The sequence below is a fragment of the Hyphomicrobium sp. 01T421 genome (assembly GCF_056398805.1).
On the sequence record NZ_JBFTQC010000001.1, the window covers coordinates 1,372,333 to 1,395,324 of the forward strand.

Sequence of the window (22,992 nt, forward strand, 5' to 3'; positions counted from 1 at the left end):
GAAAAAGCCATGGTTCCGCCGAGACTGACATTGGTGTCGGATAACACGCGCGAGAAAAGTGAAACGGCTCCCGGCGAGGACGCGGAAGGTTCGCGCGCCGGTGGAGCAGCGAGCCGGTCAACCGCTGCTCTAAGCGACCCCGACGCCGCAATCGACCACCTCTCGAAAAGTGCCGGGCGTGAGAAGCTGCGCCGGCTCGAAGCCATGCTTTTCGCTTCATCCCAACCCCTCGACGCCAAGTCTCTCGCGCGCTGCCTCGATGCCAACGACGATGTCCATAGCCTGCTGATCGCCCTTCAGGCCGAATATAAGGATCGCGGCGTAACGCTCGTTCGCGTCGCGGGCCGGTGGCAGTTCCGCACCGCTGACGACCTCTCGTTCCTGCTCGAACGTCAGCAGAAGGAGGAGCGCAAGCTTTCGAAAGCGGCGCTCGAGACGCTCGCCATCATCGCCTATCATCAGCCCGTTACGCGGGCCGAGATCGAAGAGATCAGGGGCGTATCCACCTCGCCCGGCACGCTCGACGTGTTGATGGAGGCCGGATGGATCCGTCCGCGCGGACGCCGCAGGGCGCCCGGACGGCCGCTCACCTACGGCACGACGGACGATTTCCTCATCCATTTCGGCCTCGACAACATCAAGGATCTGCCGGGCCTCGCCGATCTCAAGGCGGCGGGCCTTCTCGATGCCAACCTGCCGCCGGGATTCACCGTGCCGTCGCCGACGGACGTCGCAGCTCTGATGCCAGATGAACTCCCGCTGACCGACGATGGTGACGACGAGGAGGAAGAGCAGTCAGTGCTGCCCCTCGACGACGATGGCGACGAGGGAAGCGAGGCCCAAGAGCCCGACGAGAGCGGAGAGCCCGAGAAAAAAGAGGGCGAAGACTGACCGCGTCCAGGTTCGCCGGTCGATGGGAGAGGGCAATATTACTTATCATTAATTTGAGCCCCGTCTGTCTGCTTCACCCCGTGAAGCGGGCCTAAACCACCACCCCGAATAGGAATTTTGCAGCCTCTGCCGGTCTGCCGCGCTTTCGCAAACCTTGCCGCGCACTGGTGGTTCTGCGATAAGGGCATAGATACGAGGAAGCGGTTCAGCCAATGGCCAACGCCGTGCTGCCGCCGAGAGGTCTTCCAATGGGTTTTAGCGCACAACACATTCTTCTGCTCCTGGTGATTGCTCTGCTGCTTTTCGGCCGTGGCAAGATTTCGGAGTTGATGGGCGACGTCGCCAAGGGCATCAAGAGTTTCAAGAAGGGCATGGCCGACGACGAAGAGCAGCCGGTTAAGCCCGCACCGCGGACGATCGAGAACGAGGCTGTGAATCCTGACCGCACCAAGGTCGGATGATCCCTTCACGCTCATAAGTTCGCGGCTGATCCCGACAAGGTTCCTCGATGTTTGATATCAGCTGGAGCGAGCTTCTGATCCTCGGGATCGTGACGCTGGTTTTCGTCGGCCCGAAGGAACTGCCGGTCTTCATGCGGACGCTCGGCCGCTACGCCGGCGTCGCGCGTCGCCATGCGAACGAGTTCAAGGCACAATTCGATGCCGCCATGCGCGAAGCCGAGCTCGACTCGATGCGCAAGGAAGTCGAGCAGATGCAGAACTCGATTAACTCGGAAGTCATGAAGGCGAAGTCCTCGATCGACGAAGCGAGCTCCGCGACGAAGATAGAAGCGAACGCGAGCGCGCCGCAGCCTTCGCAAGCGATTCCGCCTCAGCCGCCGCTGCCATCGCCGCCACCGCCATCGCCGGAAGTGCCGTCGCCGGAAGTGGCGCCATCACCGCCGATTGCGGCGGCTCCGTTGCCGGCGCCGCCTCTACCGGCGTCCCCAGAGAAATATTCATCTCCCGCAGAGCGGACGGAGTCCTAACGCGATGCAGGAGCGGTTACCGCCGACGGCAGCAGCCCCGGGTATCGAACCCCTGCGCGAAGGCCAAGAAGACATCGACGCCAGCAAAGCGCCGTTGCTCGATCACCTGATCGAGTTGCGACAGCGGCTGATGTGGGCGCTCGGCGCTTTCGTCATCATGTTCTTCCTGTGCTTCTCGGTTGCCGGCCACATCTACAACGTGCTCGTGTGGCCCTACATGTGGGCGTCCGGCAGCGACCACGTGAAGTTGATCGCGACCCACTTTCTCGAACAGATCATGACGCAAGTGAAGCTCGCGATGTTCGGCGCGGCCTTCCTGTCGTTCCCGGTGATCGCGACGCAGATTTATAAATTCGTCGCGCCCGGTCTCTACAAAAACGAACGTCGCGCCTTTCTGCCGTACTTGCTCGCGACGCCCGTGCTTTTCGTCATCGGCGCGATGATGGTCTATTTCATCGCGATGCCGGTGCTGATCCGCTTCTCGATCGGCCTGACGCATATGTCGGGCGAGGGCGTGCCCGAGATCGAGTTGCTGCCGAAGGTGTCCGAATACCTGTCGCTGATCATGACGCTGATCTTCGGCTTCGGCATCGTCTTCCAGCTGCCGGTCATCCTGACGCTTCTTGCACGCACGGGGATCGTGACGTCGGATGCCTTGGCCAAGGGCCGTCGCTACGCCATCGTCGGAATCTTTGCGGCCGCCGCGCTTCTCACGCCGCCCGACGCCTTGAGCATGTGCATCATGGCGCTGCCGACGATCGGCCTTTACGAACTCTCAATCTTAGCTGTTCGCTTCGTTGAGCGCCGCCAGGCAAAAGAGAACAAGTCGCAGTCATAGCTGCCATTCGTTTCTGCGCTGACGAATATGGGCATTTCACGAAATGCCGCAGTAACGCATCCCGATCATCAAACATACTTCCAACGACGAGCGTCGCATCGGCGAGCGGAGCTCGTAATGATCAATGTTGCTTTAGGAGTTTTTTGATGACCGCATTCTTAAAAGTTCTTGTAGCTGTCGCCGCCCTCTCGGCTGCGGCCAGTACGTTGGCCAATGCCTCCCCAAGTGACGCAGGTACGGTCGCGGCCTGCGAGGCACACGACTACACCCAATTCGGAATGTGGGACTGCCACTAAGGCCTTTTGGGGATGACGCCGGTTACCGGGCGTCATCCCCGTTCTTTGCGCCCTGGACCGCGCGAAACGCATCGTATAGGACGGCTCCACGCACCCCCGCACGTGAAGAGGCCGACCCGTGTTCGACATCAAATGGATCAGAGACAACGCCACCGCCTTCGATGAGGGTCTGCGCAGGCGCGGGCTCGAGCCGCAGTCGGCGAGCCTTATCGCACTCGACGAAAAGCGCCGCGCGCTTCTGACCGAGCTGCAGGAAGCGCAATCTCAGCGGAACGCGGCGTCGAAGGAAATCGGCAAGGCGAAGGCCGCGAAAGACGAGGCGACGGCAACCCGGCTGATGACCGAGGTCGCCGAACTCAAGCAAGCGATCGCCAAAGGCGAAGAGGACGAGCGCAAGCTCGACGCGGAAATTCGCGACGCCCTTTCCGTCATACCCAATACACCGCGCGAGGACGTGCCGTTCGGAACGGACGAAACGGGCAACGTCGAAATCCGCAAAGTCGGCACACCCGGCACGTTTGACTTCGCACCCAAGCAGCATTTCGAAATCGGCGAAGCGCTGGGGCTGATGGACTTCGAAGCGGCGCAGAAAATCTCAGGCGCGCGCTTTGTCGTCACGAAGGGCGCAATCGCGCGCCTCGAACGCGCCATCGGCAACTTTATGCTCGATTTGCACACCGGCGAATTCGGCTACACCGAAGTCAACCCGCCGCTGCTCGTCAAAGATCAGGCGGCCTACGGCACCGGCAATCTTCCGAAGTTCGCCGAGGACCTTTTCAAGACCACGAATGACTTCTGGCTCATCCCGACGGCTGAAATCCCGCTGACCAACCTTGTGCGCGAACAGATCCTCGAGGAAGCGCAGCTTCCCAAGCGCATGACCGCGTGGACGCAATGCTTCCGTTCTGAAGCAGGCGCAGCCGGACGCGATACGCGCGGCATGATCCGCCAGCATCAATTTACGAAGGTCGAACTCGTCTCCGTCGTCACGCCCGAAAAAGCGCTCGAAGAGCACGAGCGCATGACGTCGTGTGCCGAAGAGGTTTTAAAGCGCCTCGGCCTGCCGTTCCGCACGATGCTTCTGTGCACGGGTGACATGGGCTTTGCCTCGCAGAAAACCTACGACATCGAAGTCTGGCTGCCCGGGCAGAACGCCTATCGCGAGATTTCGTCGTGCTCGGTGTGCGGTGACTTCCAGGCTCGCCGCATGGACGCGCGCTATCGCCCGAAAGAGGGCGGCAAGCCCGTCTACGTCAACACGTTGAACGGCTCGGGCCTCGCAGTCGGACGCACGCTGATCGCGGTTCTCGAGAACTATCAGCAGGCCGACGGCAGCGTCGTCATTCCCGAAGCACTTCGCCCCTACATGGGCGGCCTCGCGCAAATACAGAAAGCGTAATTCCTTTCATGCGAATTCTTATTACCAACGACGACGGCATCAATGCGCGGGGATTGGAAATCCTGAAAGCGATTGCGCTCGGCATTTCGCCCGATGTCTGGACGGTCGCGCCGGAGACGAACCAATCAGGCACGTCGCATTCGATGACGCTGCACACGCCGCTTCGCCTGCGAAAGCTCGATGAGCGCACATATGCCATCGCGGGCACGCCGACGGACTGCGTAATCATGGCCGTGCGCCACATCCTCAAGGACCAGCCGCCGGATCTCATTCTATCGGGCGTCAATCACGGCTCGAACCTCGCCGAGGACACCACCTATTCCGGCACCGTCGCGGCAGCGATGGAAGGCGCGCTTCTCGGCATCCGCTCGATCGCGCTGTCGCTGATGATGGGCTTTGAGGAAGGCGCAAGGCGCGCGCTGTGGGAAACGCCGCTCGCGCACGCGCCATCGCTCATCAAGAAATTGCTCGAAGAGAAATGGGAACCGAAAACCCTCATCAACATCAATTTCCCCGACGCCGATCCGCATGATGTGAAAGGCATTGCCGTCACATCGCAGGGTGTCAGAGATCAAGCGCTGCTCGATATCGACAGCCGAATTGATCCGTGGGGCACGCCGTATTTCTGGTTCGGATTCGAACGGCGGAAATCGACGCTCGTTCCCGGAAGCGATCTTGCGGCAATTGCGGACAACAAAATTTCCGTAACGCCACTGAGCGTTGATCTCACCAACCATGGCTCATTGAAAATGCTCAACGCCAAGCTGAGCTGAACGGCGTCTGCTCCGCCGGCTGACGTTCGCGAAAGTCGCCATAAAGACGAAATCCGTCCGCGAATAGAGCGCAATTCTCATCTAATTCGAAAAAACTCCGGCGGTGTGCAAAGCACCGTCGAAGGCCACTGACTTTCCTATTCGGGTCGTATGTCTTGTGAGGGCGGGGAAGGCACCTCAATCGCAAGTCAATGCAACTCGAGACTTCTACATAAAATCACAGCTGGACGTTTACTCTCCGTTAACCGGTTAAAGGTTAATGGATGGTGCGAGTAGAGGTGCGTACCATGATGAGTTGTTTTGGCGTTAGCCAATGCGGGCGCTTGAGCCTCAAGTCCGCGACGGCTGTTTCTCTAATAATTGCAAGCCTTGGCCTGAGCGGCTGCAGCGCGGATGTCACGCGCTTCGACAGCACGTCCTTCAATTTTAACGATAGTCCGGGCGCGACGCCAATCCCGTCGGAACCCGTGCGCACAAGTTCACTGGGCGATAACCAAACCGTCGGCGCTTCAACTCCGCGCGGCCCCTACGGCGCTGGCGCATCGTCCGTGCAAGTCGCAGCGCTCCCCGAGGCGACCGGCGATCAAGGCGCGTCTTACGCACCTCCGCCACCACAGCAGCCTTCACCGTCGGCATCCTATCGCCCCACGAAGCCCTTCGCACGTACGGCACACGAGCCGAGCTACGGCCGTGACAGCGCCGCCGTTCCGTCTGCGCCGCCGGTCGCGCCGGCCGCGAAGGGTGAGATGATCGAGGTGCAGCCGGGCGATACGCTCTATGGGCTTTCGCGGCGTCACCAAGTCTCGCTAACCGAATTGACCTCTTTGAACGGCCTTAGCAACCCGAACCTGAAGCCTGGGCAGAAGCTTTATCTCCCGGCCGCAGGCGGCTCAATCGATCGTAGCAGCGTTGCTGCGGCGAAGGCCGTCGAGGCCGCAACGCCGTTGCCTGCGCCGCTTGCTCCCGCGACGCCTGACGTCGTGGCGAACTACAACGGGACTTACACTGTGAAGCCGGGTGATTCCCTCTACGGCATCGCGCGGTCGAACAAGGTCAAGTTCGCCGAGCTTCAGCAGGTCAACGGCATCAGCGACCCGCGTCGCGTAAAACCGGGCATGGTTCTGAGGGTGCCGGGCGAAAGCGCGAACGAAGCGCCATCTCGCATGGCCGAGAATACGCCCGCGCTACCCAGTTATGCGCCGCCGCATACCGCGCCTCCGCTTGCCCCAGCGTCGGCATCGGCATCTGCAGCGCCGCTCCCGCCAGCTCAATCGACAGCGGCCGTGGTCGCCCCGATCACGCCCTCCGAGCCCGCGCGCTACGGCGACTCGACGACGGCGCAGCCGACCGTCATCAACGGCGAGAAGCGCGTGGCATCGCTTTCGGATAACAAGATGACGGATGCGTCGCCCGATGCTTCGCCGGCCGTTGCGCCTGTGCAAGCGAATGCCACGCAGCCCACGCGGCCGGCACCCCCGGAACAGAAGCAGTCGCCGCCGGAAGAAAAAGTCGCCGTTGCAGTTCCCTCCGCAGTCGCGGAAGGCGCGGCAAGTTCGGCGAACAATACCGGCAAGCTCCGTTGGCCGACGATCGGCAAGATCGTAGCGGGCTTTGGCGGCCGTTCCGACGGGACCCATAACGACGGCATCAATCTGCAGGTGCCGCTCGGAACGGAAGTCCACGCCGCAGAGTCAGGCATCGTTGCCTACGCAGGCAGCGAGCTCAAAGGCTATGGCAACCTCGTGCTGCTTCGCCACGACAACGGCTGGGTCACTGCCTACGCACACAACGACGAACTGCTCGTGAAGCGCGGCGACAAGATCAAGCGCGGACAGGTCATCGCGAAGGCAGGCAAAACCGGCTCAGTTGATCAGCCGCAAGTCCACTTCGAATTGCGTCAAGGCTCGAAACCGGTCGATCCGATGCCGTATCTCGAGAAGCTCTGACGCTTTCATCTAGCGCGGGGGAAAACGCGCTGGCACTGAGGGAAAACTGGGGGCCGGATCGAAACGATCCGGCTCTCTTTTTGTTTGGCGCTTGGCGACACGCGTTACGCGAGCCGGCCGCCAAGCGCGGACCTACGTCGTCATCCTCGGCCGAGCGCGCCTTCGGCGCGTCGATGGCCGGGGATCCAGCGCAAGAATCGCCGGAGGCTCTAAAATATAGTGTCTTCGACCGCCTTTACGCTGGATCCCCGAACGCGCATCGCAGCGCTCACGCGTTCCAGGATGACGAAAGCTCCTAAACCCTATCCATCGAAGTCTTCGTCCGCCCCGCGAGATCCTGCACGTATTGCCACGCGACACGGCCCGAGCGGGCGCCGCGCGTCGTTGCCCATTCGAGTGCGTCCCGCTGCAATTCGACATCCGCGACCTCGATGCCGAAGTGATCGACATAGGCTCGAACCATCGCGAGATAGTCGTCCTGGCTCGCGTTGTGAAAGCCGAGCCAGAGTCCGAATCGATCCGAGAGCGAAACTTTCTCTTCCGTCGCTTCGCCGGGATTGATCGCCGTCGCCCGCTCGTTGTCGATCATGTCGCGCGGCATGAGGTGACGGCGGTTGGATGTCGCGTAAAAGATCACGTTCTTCGGGCGGCCCTCGATCCCGCCGTCGAGAACGGCCTTGAGCGATTTGTAGCTCGTATCGTCATGATCGAAGGAAAGGTCGTCGCAGAAGACGATGAATCGAAACGGTGCGGCTTTGAGCATGGCGAGGCACTTGGGCAGCGAGCCGATATCCTCGCGGTGGATCTCGATGAGCTTCAGGCCGCCGTTCGTGCCGAGTGCGTCGGCGTGCGCAGCTTTCACGAGGCTCGACTTGCCCATGCCGCGGGCGCCCCAGAGAAGCGCATTATTGGCGGCAAGTCCGGCGGCGAACCGCCGCGTGTTGTCGAGCAGAATGCCCGCGGTTCTGTCGATGCCCTTGAGAAGGGCCAACGGGACGCGGCTGACCTCGTGAACCGGCTCGAAGGCCGCCGTATCGGCTTGCCACACGAACGCATCGGCTGCGGTGAAGTCGGCGGTCCGGAGCTGGGAAGGGCTCAAGCGCTCGAGAGCGTCTGCGATCCGCTCCAGCAGCGGGCGATAGGCATCAGCGTCTGTCATTAATGATTTTCCAGGGGGCTAAAAGCCCGGCCGGTTATAAGCCGGGAAAAGCGTGTTTAATCGCTGCGGAAGTCAGTGCCAACGGTCTTTCACAACCCTATGCGAGGTTGCAAAAGGGCTTCGGACCACTATAGTCCGCCCGAATTTGAGGGGCTCATCCCTCCGGCCCATTGGGATCCGGGGCGGTAGTGCTTATTTCAATCGCATCCAGAGGACTATCCTTCTCAATGTTTACAACTTCCGCCTTCGCGCAGACCGCCGCCGCCAGCCCGATGGACCCACTGGGCGGCCTTCTGATTCCGATGCTGGCGATGCTGGCGATCTTCTATTTCCTGCTGATCCGTCCGCAATCGCAGCGCGCGAAGCAGCTCCGGGAGCGCTTGAACGCCGTCCGCCGCGGCGACACGGTCGTCACGGCCGGAGGCATGCTTGGGAAGGTCACGAAGGCTTCCGACACGAGCGACGAAATCGAGGTCGAGCTTGCCGACAATCTGAAGGTCCGCATCGTGAAGGGCACCCTTTTGGAAGTGCGCACCAAGGGCGAACCTGTCAAAGACGCAACGTGATTGACCGTCGCCCGCGTGCGAGAACGTAGCTGCGCCAGATGCGCAAGTTTTGATCCGCGCATCTCCTAACGCCTGAGACCCTATTCCGATGCTGCAATTCACACGCACGAAAATCATTCTGATCCTGCTGACCTGCCTCACAGGTTTCGTGGTCGCGATGCCGAACTTCTTCTCGAAGGAGACGGTTGCGTCGTGGCCGTCGTTCATGCCGAAGAAACAGCTGCCTCTGGGTCTCGACCTCCAGGGCGGCGCGCATCTTCTGCTCGCCATGGACCAGGACGAGATCAAGAAGGATTGGATGAACAACCTGCGCGATGAATCGCGCAAGATTCTCCGCGATGCGAAAATCGGGTTCACCGGGATCGGCGTCCAGGGCTCGCAACTTGTCGTCAAGCTCGCAAAGCCCGAAGAGCGCGACGCGGCGATAAAGCAACTGGATAAGGTCAGGCAGGCCCTCGGCAGCGCCGTGCTCGGCACCGGCGGCTATGACGTTGATGTCTCGGCCGGAACGGACCCCGGCACGGTGATCGTGAAGCCGACTGAGGCGGGTCTCCGCGCGCGTATTTCCAATGCTGCGGCCGCCTCCATCGAAACGATCAACCGCCGCGTCAATAATTTGGGCACGTCGGAATCGACGATCGTGCGCCAGGGCACCGACCGCATCCTGATCCAGTTCCCTGGCCTGAAAGACACCAAGGAGCTGAAGGCGCTCATCGGCGAAACCGCCAAGCTGACGTTCCACGAAGTGCATCCCTCGCTCAGTGCCGAAGAGGCCAAGCAGACGAGCATTCCCGCGGGTTACAAGATCTATCCGGGCGACAAGAGCGAGGGACCGTCGGAGTACCTGCTGCGTGAGCAGCCGGTCGTGCAGGGCGACGACCTCGCCGACGCGCAGCCGGGCTTTGACAGCCGCACGAGCGAGGCGGTGATCAACTTCCGCTTCAATCAAAGTGGCGCGCGCAAGTTCGGCAACTTCACCAAAGATAACGTCGGCAAGCCTTTTGCGATCGTGCTCGATAACAAGGTGCTTTCGGCGCCGGTTATCCGTGAACCGATCCTCGGAGGTTCCGGCCAGATTTCCGGCAGCTTCGACGTCGACAGCTCAAACAGGCTTGCCGTCCAGCTGCGGTCCGGCTCGCTGCCGACGAAGCTGACGATCGTCGAAGAGCGAACAGTCGGTCCGTCACTCGGCGCCGACTCGATTGCCGACGGCAAGCGCGCCGGCATCATCGGCGGCATCGCGGTCGTCATGCTGACAATCCTCGCTTATGGCACGTTCGGGATCTTCGCGTGCGTCGGCCTCATCGTTCACTTGATCTTGACGCTCGCCCTCATGACGCTCATCGGCACGACATTGACGCTGCCGGGCATCGCGGGCTTGGTCCTGGGTGTCGCGATGGCCGTCGACGCGAACGTGCTGATCTACGAGCGCATTCGTGAAGAATTGCGGGCGGGCAAAACGGCCATTTCCGCCATCGACCAAGGGTTCCAGCGCGCATTCATAACGATCGCCGACAGTCAGCTGACGACGCTGGCCTGCGCGCTCATCATGTTCTGGCTGGGCTCCGGTCCGATCCGCGGCTTCGCCGTGACGCTGACGATCGGCATTCTGACGTCGATCTTCGCATCCGTGACGGTCGTCAGGCTGCTCATCTCGTTCTGGCTCAAGGCTCAGCCGAAGGGCCGTATCCAAACCGTGCCGGTCTAGGAGACCACTTCCGTGTTGATGAAATACATTCCGGTCTTCAAGGGGTTCGACTTCTTCCCGCACGACTTGAACTTGCCCTTCATGAAGTTCAAAGGGCCGGCGCTCGCTGCATCCATTATCGCGATGCTGGGATCCATCGTCCTCTGCATGACCTACGGTCTGAACTACGGCGTCGACTTCAAGGGCGGCTCGCTGATCGAACTGCAGACGAAGAGCGGCAATGCGGACATCTCGGCGCTGCGCGAAAAGCTCAACGGTCTGGGGTTCGGCAACGTCCAGATTCAGGAGTTCGGCACGCCGAACGACGTGCTCGTGCGGCTCGAGGAGCAGCCCGGCGGCGAAACCGCTCAGCAACCCGCCGTTCAGAAGGTGATTGATGCGACCAGCGCTGACTATGTTCAGCGTCGCGTCGAGGTGGTCGGCCCTGCCGTGTCGAGCGAATTGCGCATGACCGGCTTTATTGCTGTCGCCGCCGGTATTTTGGCGATCGTGGCCTATGTCTGGTTCCGCTTCGAATGGCAGTTTGCTTTGGGCGCCGTCGTGGCGTTGAGTCACGACGTCCTGTTGACCGCCGGCATCTTCGCTTTTTTCCAGCTTGAATTCGATCTCTCGACCGTCGCCGCGTTGCTGACCATTCTCGGATATTCGGTCAACGACACCGTCGTCGTGTCGGACCGAATTCGCGAGAACTTGCGCAAGTTCAAGAAAATGGAACTCAACCAGCTCCTGAACTTGTCGATCAACGAGACGCTGTCGCGCACGATCTTGACCGGCGTGACGGCGATCGCTGTTCTCGTCTCGCTCTATATTTTCGGCGGCGAAGTCATCCGCAGCTTCAACCTCGCGATGCTCTTGGGTGTTGTGATCGGCACCTACTCGTCGGTCTTCATCGCAGCCCCGCTGCTGGGCTACCTCGGCGTCAAGCGCGATTGGAGCGATACGGCGGCGAAAGCCGTTGCCGCCACCAAGACGAGCCGCGCCAAGGCGTGATGCCCGGCGCGAAGTAGGAACGCCGCCGTAATGACGCCCGAGGTCGCCCGCTATCCCTATGAAACGGCGATCACGGCCTACGGCAACGGCGGCTTCCGTTTCGCGGAGATGAGCCATCGCGGCTCGATCATCTGTCTGCCGAGCGGCGTCTACGCGTGGGGCGCAACCAACTCCGAAGAACTCGATGCCAAGGACATCGACTTTCTTCTGAGCCGCCTCGATCCACCGATCACGGTTCTGCTCGGCACAGGCGAGAAGCAACTCTGGCCGTCACCCGAAGTCTATTCCGCATTCGCGAAAGCCGGCATCGGCCTCGAACCGATGTCGACAGGAGCCGCGGCGCGCACGTACAACATCCTGATTGCAGAAAAGCGAACGATCGCAGCGGCGCTGATCGCGGTGCCGTGACCGTCTGCGAGGAACCGACTTCAATCCACGAGTGACGTGTGAGCAACTCCGACACGCGAGCGATCGATTACGATGCGGTACGATTGGCCGCTCGCGCCTCAGCGCCGGATCGCTACTACGCCGCGCTCTTCGCGCCCGTCGAGGCGCGCGCGGATCTCATCGCGCTCGCGGCATTCACCGGCGAAATCGAGCGGATATCGCGCCAAGTCAGCGAGGCGGCTCTCGGCGAAATCCGAGTTGCATGGTGGCGGGACGCATTTTTGAGCCGAGGCGAAAGCGGCCGCTCCGGCAACCCGACGCTCGATGCTTTTGCAGAAGTCATCCGGCGCCGCGCGCTCTCTCTCGGCGTCATCGAAGATTATCTCGCAGCCCACGCACACGCTCTCTATGGCGAGCCGCCGGCCGATGACGCGGAACTCGGCAAAACATTGCGCATCATCGACGGCACGCCGTTCGCATTCGCAGGCGCCATCCTGGGTCTCGAATTGGACGAGCCCATCATCGACGCGGCAGCCCGGGCATCGGGCTTCGCCCGCATCGGCATCGAGCTGCCATATGCTCTGATGCGAGGGCGCGCGCTGCTGCCGAAGGCGAGGTCTCCGAACCCGTTTGCGGCGGACGAAGCGGAAGATTGGCGCCCGCAAACGGCGTGGCTCGCGAGTGAAGGACGCAGCGCTCTTGCCGAGCTGCGGCGTCATCTCAGGGGCAAACCGGCAACCTTCACAACGCCTTTGTTGCCGCTTGCCCTCGTGGAGCCCTATTTTCGCGCTTTGCAGAACCCTCGGCACGAGCCGGCGCGCGACATATTGGAAATCGCGCCTATCGCTCGATTGTGGCGTATTGCACGCGCGCATTGGTCAGGTCGCGTCTGACGACCAGGCGAAGAGGGCAGATGACATCAAATTCAAAACGGGGGCTGAAAGGCGTACGTTTGCGCGCGGCGGAGGTTGTTCCGCGAGCCAGCCGCAAAGCCTGGTCACGCACGGGGGCGCTGTTCCTTTCGCTTGCCTTCGTCGCGATGAGCTTGATCGCGCCGAACCGCGCTGAGGCCGCTTCGCCTGTCATCACCTGGAAGCTCGAAAACCCGTTCCGCTTCTTCATCGACCCTCACGATACTGAAGCGCACCGCGCAACGTATCGGGCGCTCGGGCCGACGCAACGGGCGACGCCGGTATTATCCGCAGAGCACGCGCTCCAGAGCGGCGACCGCGACGGATGGGCCGCATCCATGTTCCGCAAGACGTGCTGGAACAACAACCGCTTCAAGTGCGACGCCTACGATGACTACATCAACCCCTCGAACCACGCCGTCATCGTTGAGGTCACGGGCGTGGACGATGCGTCGACGCTAACGTGCACGTGGCTCACCGCGCCGCGCGGCGATTCCAAGAATCCGCGCGGCGACGCGATCACGCAACCGTGCAGCGAGTCGGCGCGCTTCGTCGTGCCCTATCCGGGCGGAGCGATGGTCACCGTCCAAATCGGCGGCCGGGAAGTTTCCAAGTCCCTGATCAAGGTTCGCGACGTCCTGATCGCGGGAATGGGAGACAGCTTTGCGTCGGGCGAGGGCAACCCCGACCGGGCCGTCCGTTTTTCGCGCGAGCGGACGTCCGACTACAGCACCATCGGACTCTACAGCGGTCTCACCGGATATCCCGCGCGCATCGGGCCGTGGCGGGATCTCGGCGATAAAACCTTCATCAAGGAGAATGCGCGCTGGCTCGATCAGGCCTGCCATCGTTCGCTCTATTCCGAACAATTGCGCGCAGCATTGCAACTCGCCGTCGAAGACCCGCACCGCGCCGTCACATATGTCGGCGTCTCATGCGCAGGCGCCGAGATCACCGACGGACTTTTTCTCCGGTACAAAGGCAACGAATGGGTTCCGAACCCGCCGCGCCTTTCACAAATCTCGGCAGTCGCCGAAGCGCAATGCGGAAACAATAAAACGCAGCCGCTCGATCTGCCCGAGGCCTTTCACATGAATGGCCAAATACCCCAGCTGCAAAACATCGTCCTTCGTAAGTGTCCGCAGGATGATGCACGCAAGATCGACCTCGTGCTGCTCTCCATTGGCGGTAACGACATCGGCTTCTCGCGGCTTCTGGCGAATGCGGTACTCTCGAATGTATCCCTGTTGCGTGAACTTGGCGGCTGGTTGGGTCAGGTCCACGGCGAGGCCGAAGCCTCCGCCGAACTTGCGACGTTGGGCGCACGCTATAAGTCGCTGAACCGCGCCATTCACAGCATCCTCTACGTGCCCTGGCAGGAAAGCGATCGCATTTTGCTCGTCGCCTATCCGGGTCTCGCCCTCGAAGGCGACGGCAGCCAGATGTGCGGCGACGGCAACTCCGGCATGGAAGTCGTGCCCGACTTTCAGTTGGACCGGACCAAGCTGAAGCTCGGCACTTGGTTCGCCGACAAGCTGCATCGTCTGATGCGCGATACCTCTTACGAATTCGGCTGGACGTTCGTTGAAACGCACAGGCGTGCCTTCATCGGACGCGGAATATGCGCGGGCCTGAGCGTCGAAGGCGTGAGCGAGGTCGATGATCTCCGGCTTCCGCGCAAGATCGATGGAATATGGACGCCTTATAACCCCGCCGATTATCGGGCCTACGCAGCGCGTCAGCGATGGTTCAGAACGCCGAACGATGCCTTCATGACGGGCAACTTCCACGTCGAGGCCGGGTTGTTGACGAAGGTTCTGCGCATCGAGCCCTTTGCGCCGTTCCAGCTCATCTTGGCGTCGACGTACTCCGGCGCGTTCCATCCGACGGCGGAAGGCCAAGCGGCCATCGCCGATGCCGTCGTCGATAAGGCACGGTCGGTTCTGGCTAAATATGGTGCGGGCCCCGACGCCGATCCCACGGGCTACACGGTGCCTTCTGCTGAGGATGTGCCGGCACCCGTAGCCGACGAGCCCAATGCGCAAATTCCAGACATCAATTCGGTGCTTTCAAAGTCGGCTGGCGAAAAAGGTGCAACCGGTGCATTGCCCGCAGCGAACGCTTCCCCCGCCGCCGCCGTGCCGGCCGCGGTTACGCCGATGACGAATGACGACGGGACGGAGTCCGGCGCGACGGTCGGAGTTACGTCCGGTGTACCTTCCGATGAGCAGCCGCCGGAAGCGGTGGTCGGACCACCTCCGACCGAGACGGCCGTCGTTCCGTCGCCATCTCCACCTGTCGAGCCTTCAGCGACACCTATAGAAATCCGCCCGCTCAACCGGGAACCACAGCAGACGCAGACGTCGACAGAACCAGCGCCGCCGCCAGCGTCACCACCTCCTGCTCAGGAGCAGTTCACGCCGCAACGTTTCGCTCCGGCTTCCGGTGGAACGACGAACGCGACGCCCTAGCCAGCCGTCTTAAGCTGATTGCTTCACGGGCGTGGTCTCGCCGAGCCAACCGGCGAGATCGGCAATTGCGCGACGTGACATCGCCCGCTTCTTTTCGCGCCCGCGCTCCGGGCCTTTGAGCTTCTTGCCGCTCTGATCGTGGGTCGGATTGGCATCGAGATCCGGAAGCAGACCGTAGTTGATGTTCATCGGCTGGAATGAGCGAGCCGAGCCGCGCTCGGTGTCGTCGCTGACGAGATGGCCGCCCGTTATGTGATCGAGCAGGGCGCCGAGTGCTGTCGTGGCAGGCGGCGCATCAGAGGTGAGACCCATCGCATCCGCTGCAGCGAAACGCCCGGCGAGCAAGCCGATGGCGGCGCTCTCGATATAGCCTTCGACGCCCGTAATCTGTCCCGCGAAACGCAGCCGCGGCATTGCCTTGAGCCGCAGGGAGCGATCCAAGAGTTTCGGCGAATTGAGATACGTGTTGCGATGGAGGCCGCCAAGACGCGCGAATTCCGCGTTCTCTAAACCCGGGATCATCCGGAAAATGCGCACCTGTTCGGCATGCTTCAGCTTCGTCTGGAAGCCGACCATGTTCCACAGGGTCCCGAGCGCGTTGTCCTGGCGAAGCTGAACGACCGCATACGGCCAACGTCCCGTACGCGGATCATCGAGGCCAACCGGCTTCATCGGCCCAAATCGAAGCGTTTCGCGGCCGCGCTCCGCCATCACCTCGACCGGCAGGCAACCATCGAAGTAGGGCGTGGACGCTTCCCATTCCTTGAAGGATGTCTTCTCGCCGGCGAGAAGCGCATCGACGAACGCCTCATATTCGTCTTTCGACATCGGACAGTTGAGATAGTCCGCGCCCGTTCCGGCAGGACCGGCTTTGTCGTAACGCGACTGAAACCATGCGATCGACGTATCAATTGAATCGCGATGAATGACGGGCGCAATCGCGTCGAAGAACGCGAGGGAATCTTCTCCGGTCAGCGTCGCGAGCGCACCGCTCAACGCCGGAGACGTCAGCGGTCCCGTGGCGACGATCACGTTGCTCCAATCATCAGGTGGGAGGCCGTCGAGTTCGCCGCGCACGATCGTGATCAGTGGGTTTGCGGAAATCCGTGCAGTCACTTCCGCCGAGAACGCATCGCGATCGACGGCGAGAGCGCCGCCCGCGGGGAGCTTGTGCTCATCGGCAGCCGCCATGATGAGCGACCCGGCGCGGCGAAGTTCCTCATGCAGAAGGCCGACCGCGTTGTTCTCCCAATCGTCGGAACGAAATGAATTCGAGCAGACGAGTTCGGCAAAGCCGTCAGTCTTGTGAGCTTCAGTCGAGCGCACCGGCCGCATCTCGTGCAGCACGACGGGCGTACCCGAAGCCGCGATCTGATGTGCTGCTTCTGAGCCTGCGAGCCCTGCACCAATGACGTGGACGGAGGATGATTTAGCGATATGCACAGCGGCTCCACAGCGGAGGAACGAAGTTCCATTGAGTCATTTTGAAGCGAATCGGCCGAGTGCTAAGCGACGTTGCGCAGGAAGCACCAGAGCGGCCTGTCGCAGTTACTTAAGCGGGGCGGCATGGGCTTGCAACGTGTTGTGTGGTCTGCGCTGCTTTCGCTAGCGATCGCGGGATGTACGCATGACCGTTTGGGCCCTGTCGAAGGCCATTATCAGGATTTCCAGGTCGATCCGCCCAACAAGAACACGGTTACCGTCTGTCACGCCTACACGTGCAAGATGATGACGAAGTTCCGCTTCACCGACGCCGACATCGACGAGCTTCGAGCAATTTTCAAGAAAATCAAGAAAGCCGATACGGCGGAGGAAGAGCGCCGCGCGGTCGCCTATTCGATCGGCTGGATCGAAACGCGCGTCGGCGCCGCGATCGGCACGTCGACGGACCGCGCCGGCATGGACTTCGCGGCGTCGGGCGATCCGAGCCAAATGGACTGCGTCGATGAATCGACGAACACGACGAGCTATATGCTCGTCATGGAGAACAATGGTCTTCTCAAATATCACACCGTCGGCACGCCGTTCTCGAAAGATCAGCTCTGGAAAGGCGTCTCCGGCTGGACGCATTGGACCGCGGTGCTGAAGGAAAATACGAACGGCCAGCGCTGGGCCATCGATAGCTGGATCTACGCCAACGGCGTGAACCCGGCAGTCGTCGAGGTCGAGAAATGGTACATCGAAGACCTCGGGAGCCTTCCGGTCGCGCAGAAGTAGAGGCCGTTCGCAGCCGCCGTCGCTAGCCCGTGAAATAGTCCCACGTCAGCTTCACGTTCAGCGCGATGATGGTGAGCGCGACGACGGCTGCCACGACGGTCAGCCAGCGGGGCGACACGAGATCGCCGAGCTTCTTGCGGCTCGCCGTGAACTGCACGAGCGGCACGATCGCGAAAGGAAGCTGCAAGCTAAGCACCACTTGCGACAGGATCAACAGTTTGGCCGTTTCCGCTTCACCATAGAGAAGGGTTACGCCGGCCGCCGGTATGAGCGCGACGGAACGCGTGATGAGCCGCCGCAGCCAAGGCGCCAGCCCGATTTGCAGGAAGCCCTCCATAACGGTCTGGCCCGCGAGCGTCGCCGTAACGGTCGAGTTCAAGCCGCAGCACAAGAGCGCGATGCCGAAAAGCGTCGGCGCGATGGCCGACCCGAGAAGCGGATGCAGTAACGATTGCGCTTGGCCGAGTTCCACGACGTCGGTGTTTCCGGATTTGTAGAACGTGGCGGCGGCGAGGATGAGTATCGACGCATTGACGAGCAGCGCCAAGCACAGTGCGACCGTCGAGTCGATCGTCGCGAATTTCAGCGCCTCGCGCTTCTCGTCGCTCGATGTGCCGAACGCGCGCGTCTGCACGATTGCCGAATGCAGATAGAGATTATGCGGCATCACGGTCGCACCGATGATCCCGAGCGCCAGATAGAGCATTTCGGGATTTCGCACGAGCTCCGTCGTCGGCGCGAAGCCACGAATGACGGCGCCCCATTCCGGGTCCGCAAGCGCGATCTGAACGCCGAAGCAAATCGCGATGACGATGAGCATCGTGATGATGAAGGCTTCGAGGTACCTGAAGCCCGCCCGCTGCAAAAGCAGAACGACGAACACGTCGAGCGCGGTCAGCAGAACGCCGATCTCGAGCGGGATGCCGAAGAGAAGATTGAGGCCGATGGCCGTGCCGATCACTTCGGCAACGTCGGTCGCGATGATCGCAAGTTCAGCGAGGAGCCATAACGGCAAGGAAGCCCATTGAGGATAACCATCACGGCACGCCTGCGCGAGATCGCGCCCCGATCCGATGGCGAGGCGCGCGCACAGCGATTGCAGGATGATCGCCATGATGTTCGAGAGAAGCGCGACGAACAGCAGCGCGTAGCCGAATTTCGATCCTCCCGCGATCGACGTCGCCCAGTTGCCCGGGTCCATGTAGCCGACAGCCACCAGATAGCCGGGGCCGAAAAACGCAGCGAGACGCCGCCATGAACTCGCATGCCCCGCGACCTTCACGGTGCGGAAAACGTCGCTCAGAGAACGTTCCGAAATGGGCTTCCGCCAGCTTCCGCCAGCCTGCTCGGCAGTCTCAGTTGGAGGAGAAGCAATTTCCGTACGAGCGTCCATGGATCACTTTTCGCAAATGACAATCATTCGCAACTAGAGTGATCGAGAAGCGGCCAGCCGTCAAGAACCGGTGGGACCCGGCCGGCTGTGACAAATTCGGAGGGGAGAAATGAGGATAAATGGCCGGAGAGGGTGGAGTTTACCGGCATCACACCATTGCCTCGGTCTAGCCAAGGCCCCGCCGTCGTGGTCTGCCATCATGATAGAAAAAGCAACGATTCAGGCGGTGAAGCCGCGACATGTGGTCCCCCTATAAAAGACGCATCAAGCGCGACCTCGAGCGCTGGCAATCGAACGGCTGGGTCAGCGCCGAAGGGCGGGCAGCGATTGCCGCCGACGTCGACAGCAGCGGACGCGAATTCGGCCTTGCGCCGGCGCTCGGAATTCTCGCGAGCATCCTGTTCGGGTTCGCCGCGATTTCATTCGTCGCCGCGCACTGGGAAGACATGCCGCGATTGGGCCGCCTTGCCCTGCTGCTCGCCTGCGTTTGGTCGGGTTACGGAGCGGCCGGCTGGCTCGCAACGCGCGGTCAAACACTGCTCGCCGATGCGGCGGTGCTGTTCGCTTGCGGAATGTTCGGCGCCAGCATCATGCTGATCAGCCAGATGTACAACATCGGCGGCAATCCATCGGACGGCGTCCTGATGTGGTGGGTCGGGACGCTCCTTGCCGGAGCAGTGCTGCGGTCGAACCCGGCGCTCGCTTTCGCGATGATCCTCGTCTGCGTTTGGTCGTTCCTGGAAACCTCGGAACGCAGCGATGTCCACTGGCCGTTTCTTATTGGCTGGGCGCTCGTCACAGCCGCCTTCATCTGGCAGCGCTGGCGCCCCGGCCTGCATCTCTCGGCCCTGGCATTGTCGGGGTTCGTGGTCTCGCTCGGATATCAATTGGACGGAGGGCACCAGCATGGTCTCGTCGCCATGATCGGAATTCTCGCCGCCGTCGCCGCGATCGCGGCGGAAAAACTGCAGCCGGACCTTGATGCCGCCAACGATCATATCGCGGCTCCGCTTTTTACGTACGCCCTAGCCGTCGCATTCTCGGGCCTGTTTGCACTGCAATTTTTGGATGTCCCGCGGATGGGTACGCTCATCGTCCTCGCCGCGATGTCGCTCGTTTTGATCCTCGGAGCCATCGCCTACGCCTTATCGACGGGGAACCGGGGCGCGCTTTGGGTTGGCTATTTGAGCTTCTCGGCCGAGATACTCGCGCTCTACAGCGTCACGGTGGGCACCATCCTCGGAACGTCTCTGTTCTTCTTGGTCGCAGCGATCATCGTCTCGCTTCTGGCCTACGCGGCTTTGCGATTGGCGCAACGAGCCGCGAGCGGAGCAGGAGGTCTCGTATGATCACCAAGCGGACATTGATCTGGCCGCTGCTGGGCGCAGTGGCGTTGGCCCAGTCGGCGGCGCTCTTCGACATGGTCTACGCGCGTGACCGGCTTCTGAAGACGGGACGCGAAATTACGCTCGCGGTGAAGCCGCTCGATCCGCGCGACATATTCCGCGGCGATTACGTGACGCTTGGCTACGACATCAATACGCTCAAGAAGTCATCGACCGAAACAGATCCGGATTTCAACGGCGTCTCGCGAGGTTCGACAGCTTACGTCACCCTGAAGGGGGCGCCCGGAAGCGATTGGACGGTGATGCACGTCGGCAGTCGATATCCATCTGAGGTTGCACCGGATGAGATCGTCCTCAAGGGCCGCGTAAAGTACGTCTGGAATGCCGGCAACGACCCGGAAATGACCATCCAAGTGCGCTACGGCATTGAAAACTACTTCGTTCCGGAGGGCACCGGCCGCGCTTTGGAAGACAAGGTCCGCTCCCACAAGATCGAGGCGGTCGTAGCGGTTGCCGCCGACGGAACGGCCGCCCTCAAGGGTCTTGTCGTCGATGGTGAGCGGCACGAGGACCCACCGCTTCTTTGAGGCTTCAGGCGCGCCCGGTCACCTGCTATGAGGCGGCCGCAGAACGCGAAATAGCAAAACCGGAATGGAGACCTCAAGTGACCGTCACCCGCTATGAAACATCACCCGTCTATTCGAAGGTCACGGAGGCGAACGGCTTCGTATTTACCGCAGGGGTTATCCCGACAGACCTTTCCAAGGACGTCGAAGGTCAGACCGCCGAAGTGCTGACCGAGATCGATCGCCTGCTGGCGCTCGCCGGTACCGACAAGTCGAAAGTCGTCCAGGCAACCGTCTGGCTCAACGATATCCGCCACCGCGATGGAATGAACAAAGCATGGGGCGTTTGGCTTGATGGCAAGGGCGCACCCGCCCGCGCGTGCGTCGAAGCCAAGGTCATCGATCCGAGAATGCTCGTCGAGATCTCGGTCGTCGCGGTCAAGTAGGACGCCGACGTCCAAAGTGCAGGAAGGCTCGCATTTGCCGAAGCGCAATTGAAGACTTTGCGCTTCGGCAACAATCTGTGCCCCGATTGCCTCGCACGTGGAAATTCTTTCACCGCCGTTCGAAAAGCTAACGAGAGCATCGCTGAATCTGCGAAATACGCGATGGGGGGATCTGGCCCTCGATTGTCTTCGGAGACGGTAAAAAATGATTCGCTTCGGATGGATGAGGCCGGCACTCGCCGTGGCCGCGCTCTTTGCCTGCGCCGCCCCTGCGCTCGCTGACGATACGGGTGTAGCAGGAATTCACGAACAGCGGCGCGAGGGTGGCCGCACCTGCTTCGTCGACCATTATCATTATGGATCGAGTGCGGGGCTGTCGTCGAAGAAGTCGGCTCTTGCTGCCGGAATTAAGTCCTGGGCCGATTTCACCGATTTCGAATATGGCTCGGACTGGGCGCGTTGGAGCCGTGCAGTGGAGAAGAGCGCGAAATGCTCGCAAGCCGGCATCGGCGGCTCGTGGAGCTGCGATATCAGCGCCAGACCCTGCCGCTAAAACGACCCTGCCGCTAACGAGACCTGCCGCTTACGGCTTGTTGTCTTTGGAATCTGAGAAGGCCGCGCTTTCGAGCCGGCCTTTTTCTTTGGGCTCAAGCGAGCGAACCCGGTCACACCGCTAGCGGCGGATCAGCACTTGCGACAGCACCCGGCGCACGATCGAAGCGATCCAGCGGATCAGGAACAGCTTTATCATCGTGCCGACGACGCCGCTGTTCGAGCCGAGGAGATTTCCGAGGATCGACCGGATGACGTTTTCCAGTGAGCCGCCGTCCGGTCCCGGAACCTGCTCACCGCCACGGCGGACAATATCGGGAAGCCGGCTGTAGGGATTGTCCTCCGGCTCGGACGCTGGCCCCGGATAGCGGTTTCTGCGTCCGACGCCGGGGATGTTGTCGCCAGGGATGGGCAAAGGATTGCCGGGGTCGATGGGCCCTTTTGGAATGCCGGCCGGACGGGCCGGCGCGCCGATCGCCGGCCGATCGTCGGGCGTCGAATAATCGTCTCGCCCAGTTGGCGGAAACGTATCGCCCGGCATCGGCAACGGACTGCCGCCAGCGCCCGAAAACGCCGGAATGCGGCTCGCGACCTTGGCGATCGCCGGAGCCGATTGTCTTTGCAGTTCGCCGATCAACAAAGTCGCAACGACGGGCAGCATCTTTTGAACGGTCGCAGCATCGATGCCGCTTCTGGATGCCGCTCGCGCCGCAATTTTGCGGCTCACATGCTTGTTGCCGATCAGCACAGCGAGGATCTGATCGCCGTTCGCAGTGATCTCAGGCGAGGAGAGGCTGTCGGGATTTGATAGCGCCCGGGACGCTCCCGGCGCCGTCACGAGAGAGATCACGTCCGCAACTCCGCCGCGCGATAGCATCGCGCGTTGGATGCGCGCCGCTAATTCATCACTGAGCGCATGGACTGCACTGCGGGCGCTTTGCTCGTCGACAGAGAATGCGTCGGCAACTCTTCCAATAAGCTCTTGGCCCGCCGCGCTACGAAAGCTCTCTTCGATGGTCACGCTGGACTCCGGTGATGGTCGAACTTGTCCGCTTACCTATCATGGCGAATTCCGGCTGACAGCAACTCGCCTGGTCACCGGATAGGGACACTCCGGGGTGATGGGCGAGAGTGATAGTCGTTCAGCTG

General features: G+C 61.5%; 23 protein-coding genes. 19 read left to right on the plus strand and 4 right to left on the minus strand.

What is annotated here, in order from left to right; translation table 11 throughout:
* Positions 1 to 9 precede the first annotated feature (9 nt).
* From scpB to AC1DK3_RS06185, 8 genes are all read left to right on the plus strand, one after another.
* Positions 10 to 891, plus strand: coding sequence for an SMC-Scp complex subunit ScpB (gene scpB, locus AC1DK3_RS06150; protein WP_477191380.1), 882 nt, complete (start codon positions 10 to 12; stop codon positions 889 to 891).
* Positions 892 to 1,139: 248 nt separating this feature from the next.
* The gene (locus AC1DK3_RS06155) at positions 1,140 to 1,352 is read left to right on the plus strand and encodes a twin-arginine translocase TatA/TatE family subunit (RefSeq protein WP_477191381.1); all 213 of its coding nucleotides are present in this window, start codon (positions 1,140 to 1,142) and stop codon (positions 1,350 to 1,352) included.
* Between the two features lie 47 nt (positions 1,353 to 1,399).
* Positions 1,400 to 1,879, plus strand: coding sequence for a Sec-independent protein translocase protein TatB (gene tatB, locus AC1DK3_RS06160; protein ID WP_477191382.1), 480 nt, complete (start codon positions 1,400 to 1,402; stop codon positions 1,877 to 1,879).
* A gap of 4 nt (positions 1,880 to 1,883) precedes the next feature.
* Positions 1,884 to 2,717, plus strand: coding sequence for a twin-arginine translocase subunit TatC (gene tatC / locus AC1DK3_RS06165; RefSeq protein WP_477191383.1), 834 nt, complete (start codon positions 1,884 to 1,886; stop codon positions 2,715 to 2,717).
* Between the two features lie 146 nt (positions 2,718 to 2,863).
* Positions 2,864 to 3,013, plus strand: a complete 150-nt coding sequence (locus tag AC1DK3_RS06170; RefSeq protein ID WP_477191384.1) for a hypothetical protein — start codon at positions 2,864 to 2,866, stop codon at positions 3,011 to 3,013.
* 118 nt (positions 3,014 to 3,131) lie between these two features.
* Positions 3,132 to 4,412, plus strand: coding sequence for a serine--tRNA ligase (serS, locus tag AC1DK3_RS06175; RefSeq protein ID WP_477191385.1), 1,281 nt, complete (start codon positions 3,132 to 3,134; stop codon positions 4,410 to 4,412).
* 8 nt (positions 4,413 to 4,420) lie between these two features.
* Positions 4,421 to 5,185, plus strand: a complete 765-nt coding sequence (gene surE, locus AC1DK3_RS06180; protein WP_477191386.1) for a 5'/3'-nucleotidase SurE — start codon at positions 4,421 to 4,423, stop codon at positions 5,183 to 5,185.
* A gap of 287 nt (positions 5,186 to 5,472) precedes the next feature.
* Positions 5,473 to 7,131 carry a LysM peptidoglycan-binding domain-containing protein gene (locus AC1DK3_RS06185; protein WP_477191387.1) on the plus strand — a complete coding sequence of 553 codons (1,659 nt, stop codon included), beginning with the start codon at positions 5,473 to 5,475 and terminating at the stop codon, positions 7,129 to 7,131.
* A 295-nt stretch (positions 7,132 to 7,426) separates the two neighbouring features.
* Here AC1DK3_RS06185 and AC1DK3_RS06190 read toward each other — a convergent pair whose 3' ends face one another.
* Positions 7,427 to 8,290, minus strand: coding sequence for an ATP-binding protein (locus tag AC1DK3_RS06190; RefSeq protein WP_477191388.1), 864 nt, complete (start codon positions 8,288 to 8,290; stop codon positions 7,427 to 7,429).
* A 227-nt stretch (positions 8,291 to 8,517) separates the two neighbouring features.
* Here AC1DK3_RS06190 and yajC point away from each other — a divergent pair, with 227 nt between their 5' ends.
* From yajC to AC1DK3_RS06220, 6 genes are all read left to right on the plus strand, one after another.
* Positions 8,518 to 8,856 (plus strand): preprotein translocase subunit YajC, encoded by a 339-nt coding sequence (yajC, locus tag AC1DK3_RS06195; protein WP_045835795.1) that lies wholly within the window; start codon positions 8,518 to 8,520, stop codon positions 8,854 to 8,856.
* A gap of 88 nt (positions 8,857 to 8,944) precedes the next feature.
* Positions 8,945 to 10,564, plus strand: coding sequence for a protein translocase subunit SecD (secD, locus tag AC1DK3_RS06200; RefSeq protein ID WP_477191389.1), 1,620 nt, complete (start codon positions 8,945 to 8,947; stop codon positions 10,562 to 10,564).
* An 18-nt stretch (positions 10,565 to 10,582) separates the two neighbouring features.
* A complete protein-coding gene (secF, locus tag AC1DK3_RS06205) occupies positions 10,583 to 11,554 on the plus strand; it encodes a protein translocase subunit SecF (protein WP_477191390.1) in 972 nt (323 codons plus the stop codon).
* 30 nt (positions 11,555 to 11,584) lie between these two features.
* Entirely contained in the window at positions 11,585 to 11,962 is a 378-nt protein-coding gene (locus tag AC1DK3_RS06210; protein WP_477191391.1) for an Mth938-like domain-containing protein, read from the plus strand.
* Positions 11,963 to 12,000: 38 nt separating this feature from the next.
* The gene (locus AC1DK3_RS06215) at positions 12,001 to 12,834 is read left to right on the plus strand and encodes a squalene/phytoene synthase family protein (RefSeq protein ID WP_477191392.1); all 834 of its coding nucleotides are present in this window, start codon (positions 12,001 to 12,003) and stop codon (positions 12,832 to 12,834) included.
* Positions 12,835 to 12,854: 20 nt separating this feature from the next.
* A complete protein-coding gene (locus AC1DK3_RS06220) occupies positions 12,855 to 15,323 on the plus strand; it encodes an SGNH/GDSL hydrolase family protein (RefSeq protein WP_477191393.1) in 2,469 nt (822 codons plus the stop codon).
* A 9-nt stretch (positions 15,324 to 15,332) separates the two neighbouring features.
* On the opposite strand, the gene trmFO is transcribed toward AC1DK3_RS06220, so the two are convergent.
* Positions 15,333 to 16,766, minus strand: a complete 1,434-nt coding sequence (gene trmFO, locus AC1DK3_RS06225) for a methylenetetrahydrofolate--tRNA-(uracil(54)-C(5))-methyltransferase (FADH(2)-oxidizing) TrmFO (RefSeq protein WP_477191394.1) — start codon at positions 16,764 to 16,766, stop codon at positions 15,333 to 15,335.
* A gap of 123 nt (positions 16,767 to 16,889) precedes the next feature.
* Between trmFO and AC1DK3_RS06230 the strand changes: the two genes are divergently transcribed.
* Positions 16,890 to 17,540, plus strand: a complete 651-nt coding sequence (locus AC1DK3_RS06230) for a hypothetical protein (RefSeq protein WP_477191395.1) — start codon at positions 16,890 to 16,892, stop codon at positions 17,538 to 17,540.
* Between the two features lie 22 nt (positions 17,541 to 17,562).
* On the opposite strand, the gene AC1DK3_RS06235 is transcribed toward AC1DK3_RS06230, so the two are convergent.
* The gene (locus AC1DK3_RS06235; protein ID WP_477191396.1) at positions 17,563 to 18,933 is read right to left on the minus strand and encodes an Nramp family divalent metal transporter; all 1,371 of its coding nucleotides are present in this window, start codon (positions 18,931 to 18,933) and stop codon (positions 17,563 to 17,565) included.
* Between the two features lie 239 nt (positions 18,934 to 19,172).
* Here AC1DK3_RS06235 and AC1DK3_RS06240 point away from each other — a divergent pair, with 239 nt between their 5' ends.
* The 4 genes from AC1DK3_RS06240 (at position 19,173) to AC1DK3_RS06255 (ending at position 21,844) form a co-directional block, all read left to right on the plus strand.
* Positions 19,173 to 20,282 carry a DUF2157 domain-containing protein gene (locus tag AC1DK3_RS06240; protein WP_477191397.1) on the plus strand — a complete coding sequence of 370 codons (1,110 nt, stop codon included), beginning with the start codon at positions 19,173 to 19,175 and terminating at the stop codon, positions 20,280 to 20,282.
* Positions 20,279 to 20,866: a GDYXXLXY domain-containing protein gene (locus AC1DK3_RS06245; RefSeq protein WP_477191398.1), complete on the plus strand. Its 588-nt coding sequence runs from the start codon at positions 20,279 to 20,281 to the stop codon at positions 20,864 to 20,866. The genes AC1DK3_RS06240 and AC1DK3_RS06245 overlap by 4 nt, the downstream gene beginning before the upstream one ends.
* Before the next feature lie 77 nt (positions 20,867 to 20,943).
* Complete coding sequence (locus tag AC1DK3_RS06250) at positions 20,944 to 21,291, plus strand: RidA family protein (protein ID WP_291162147.1); 348 nt, start codon at positions 20,944 to 20,946, stop codon at positions 21,289 to 21,291.
* A 205-nt stretch (positions 21,292 to 21,496) separates the two neighbouring features.
* Complete coding sequence (locus AC1DK3_RS06255) at positions 21,497 to 21,844, plus strand: hypothetical protein (RefSeq protein ID WP_477191399.1); 348 nt, start codon at positions 21,497 to 21,499, stop codon at positions 21,842 to 21,844.
* A 120-nt stretch (positions 21,845 to 21,964) separates the two neighbouring features.
* On the opposite strand, the gene AC1DK3_RS06260 is transcribed toward AC1DK3_RS06255, so the two are convergent.
* Positions 21,965 to 22,864, minus strand: coding sequence for a DUF937 domain-containing protein (locus AC1DK3_RS06260; RefSeq protein WP_477191400.1), 900 nt, complete (start codon positions 22,862 to 22,864; stop codon positions 21,965 to 21,967).
* Between the last annotated feature and the right edge of the window lie 128 nt (positions 22,865 to 22,992).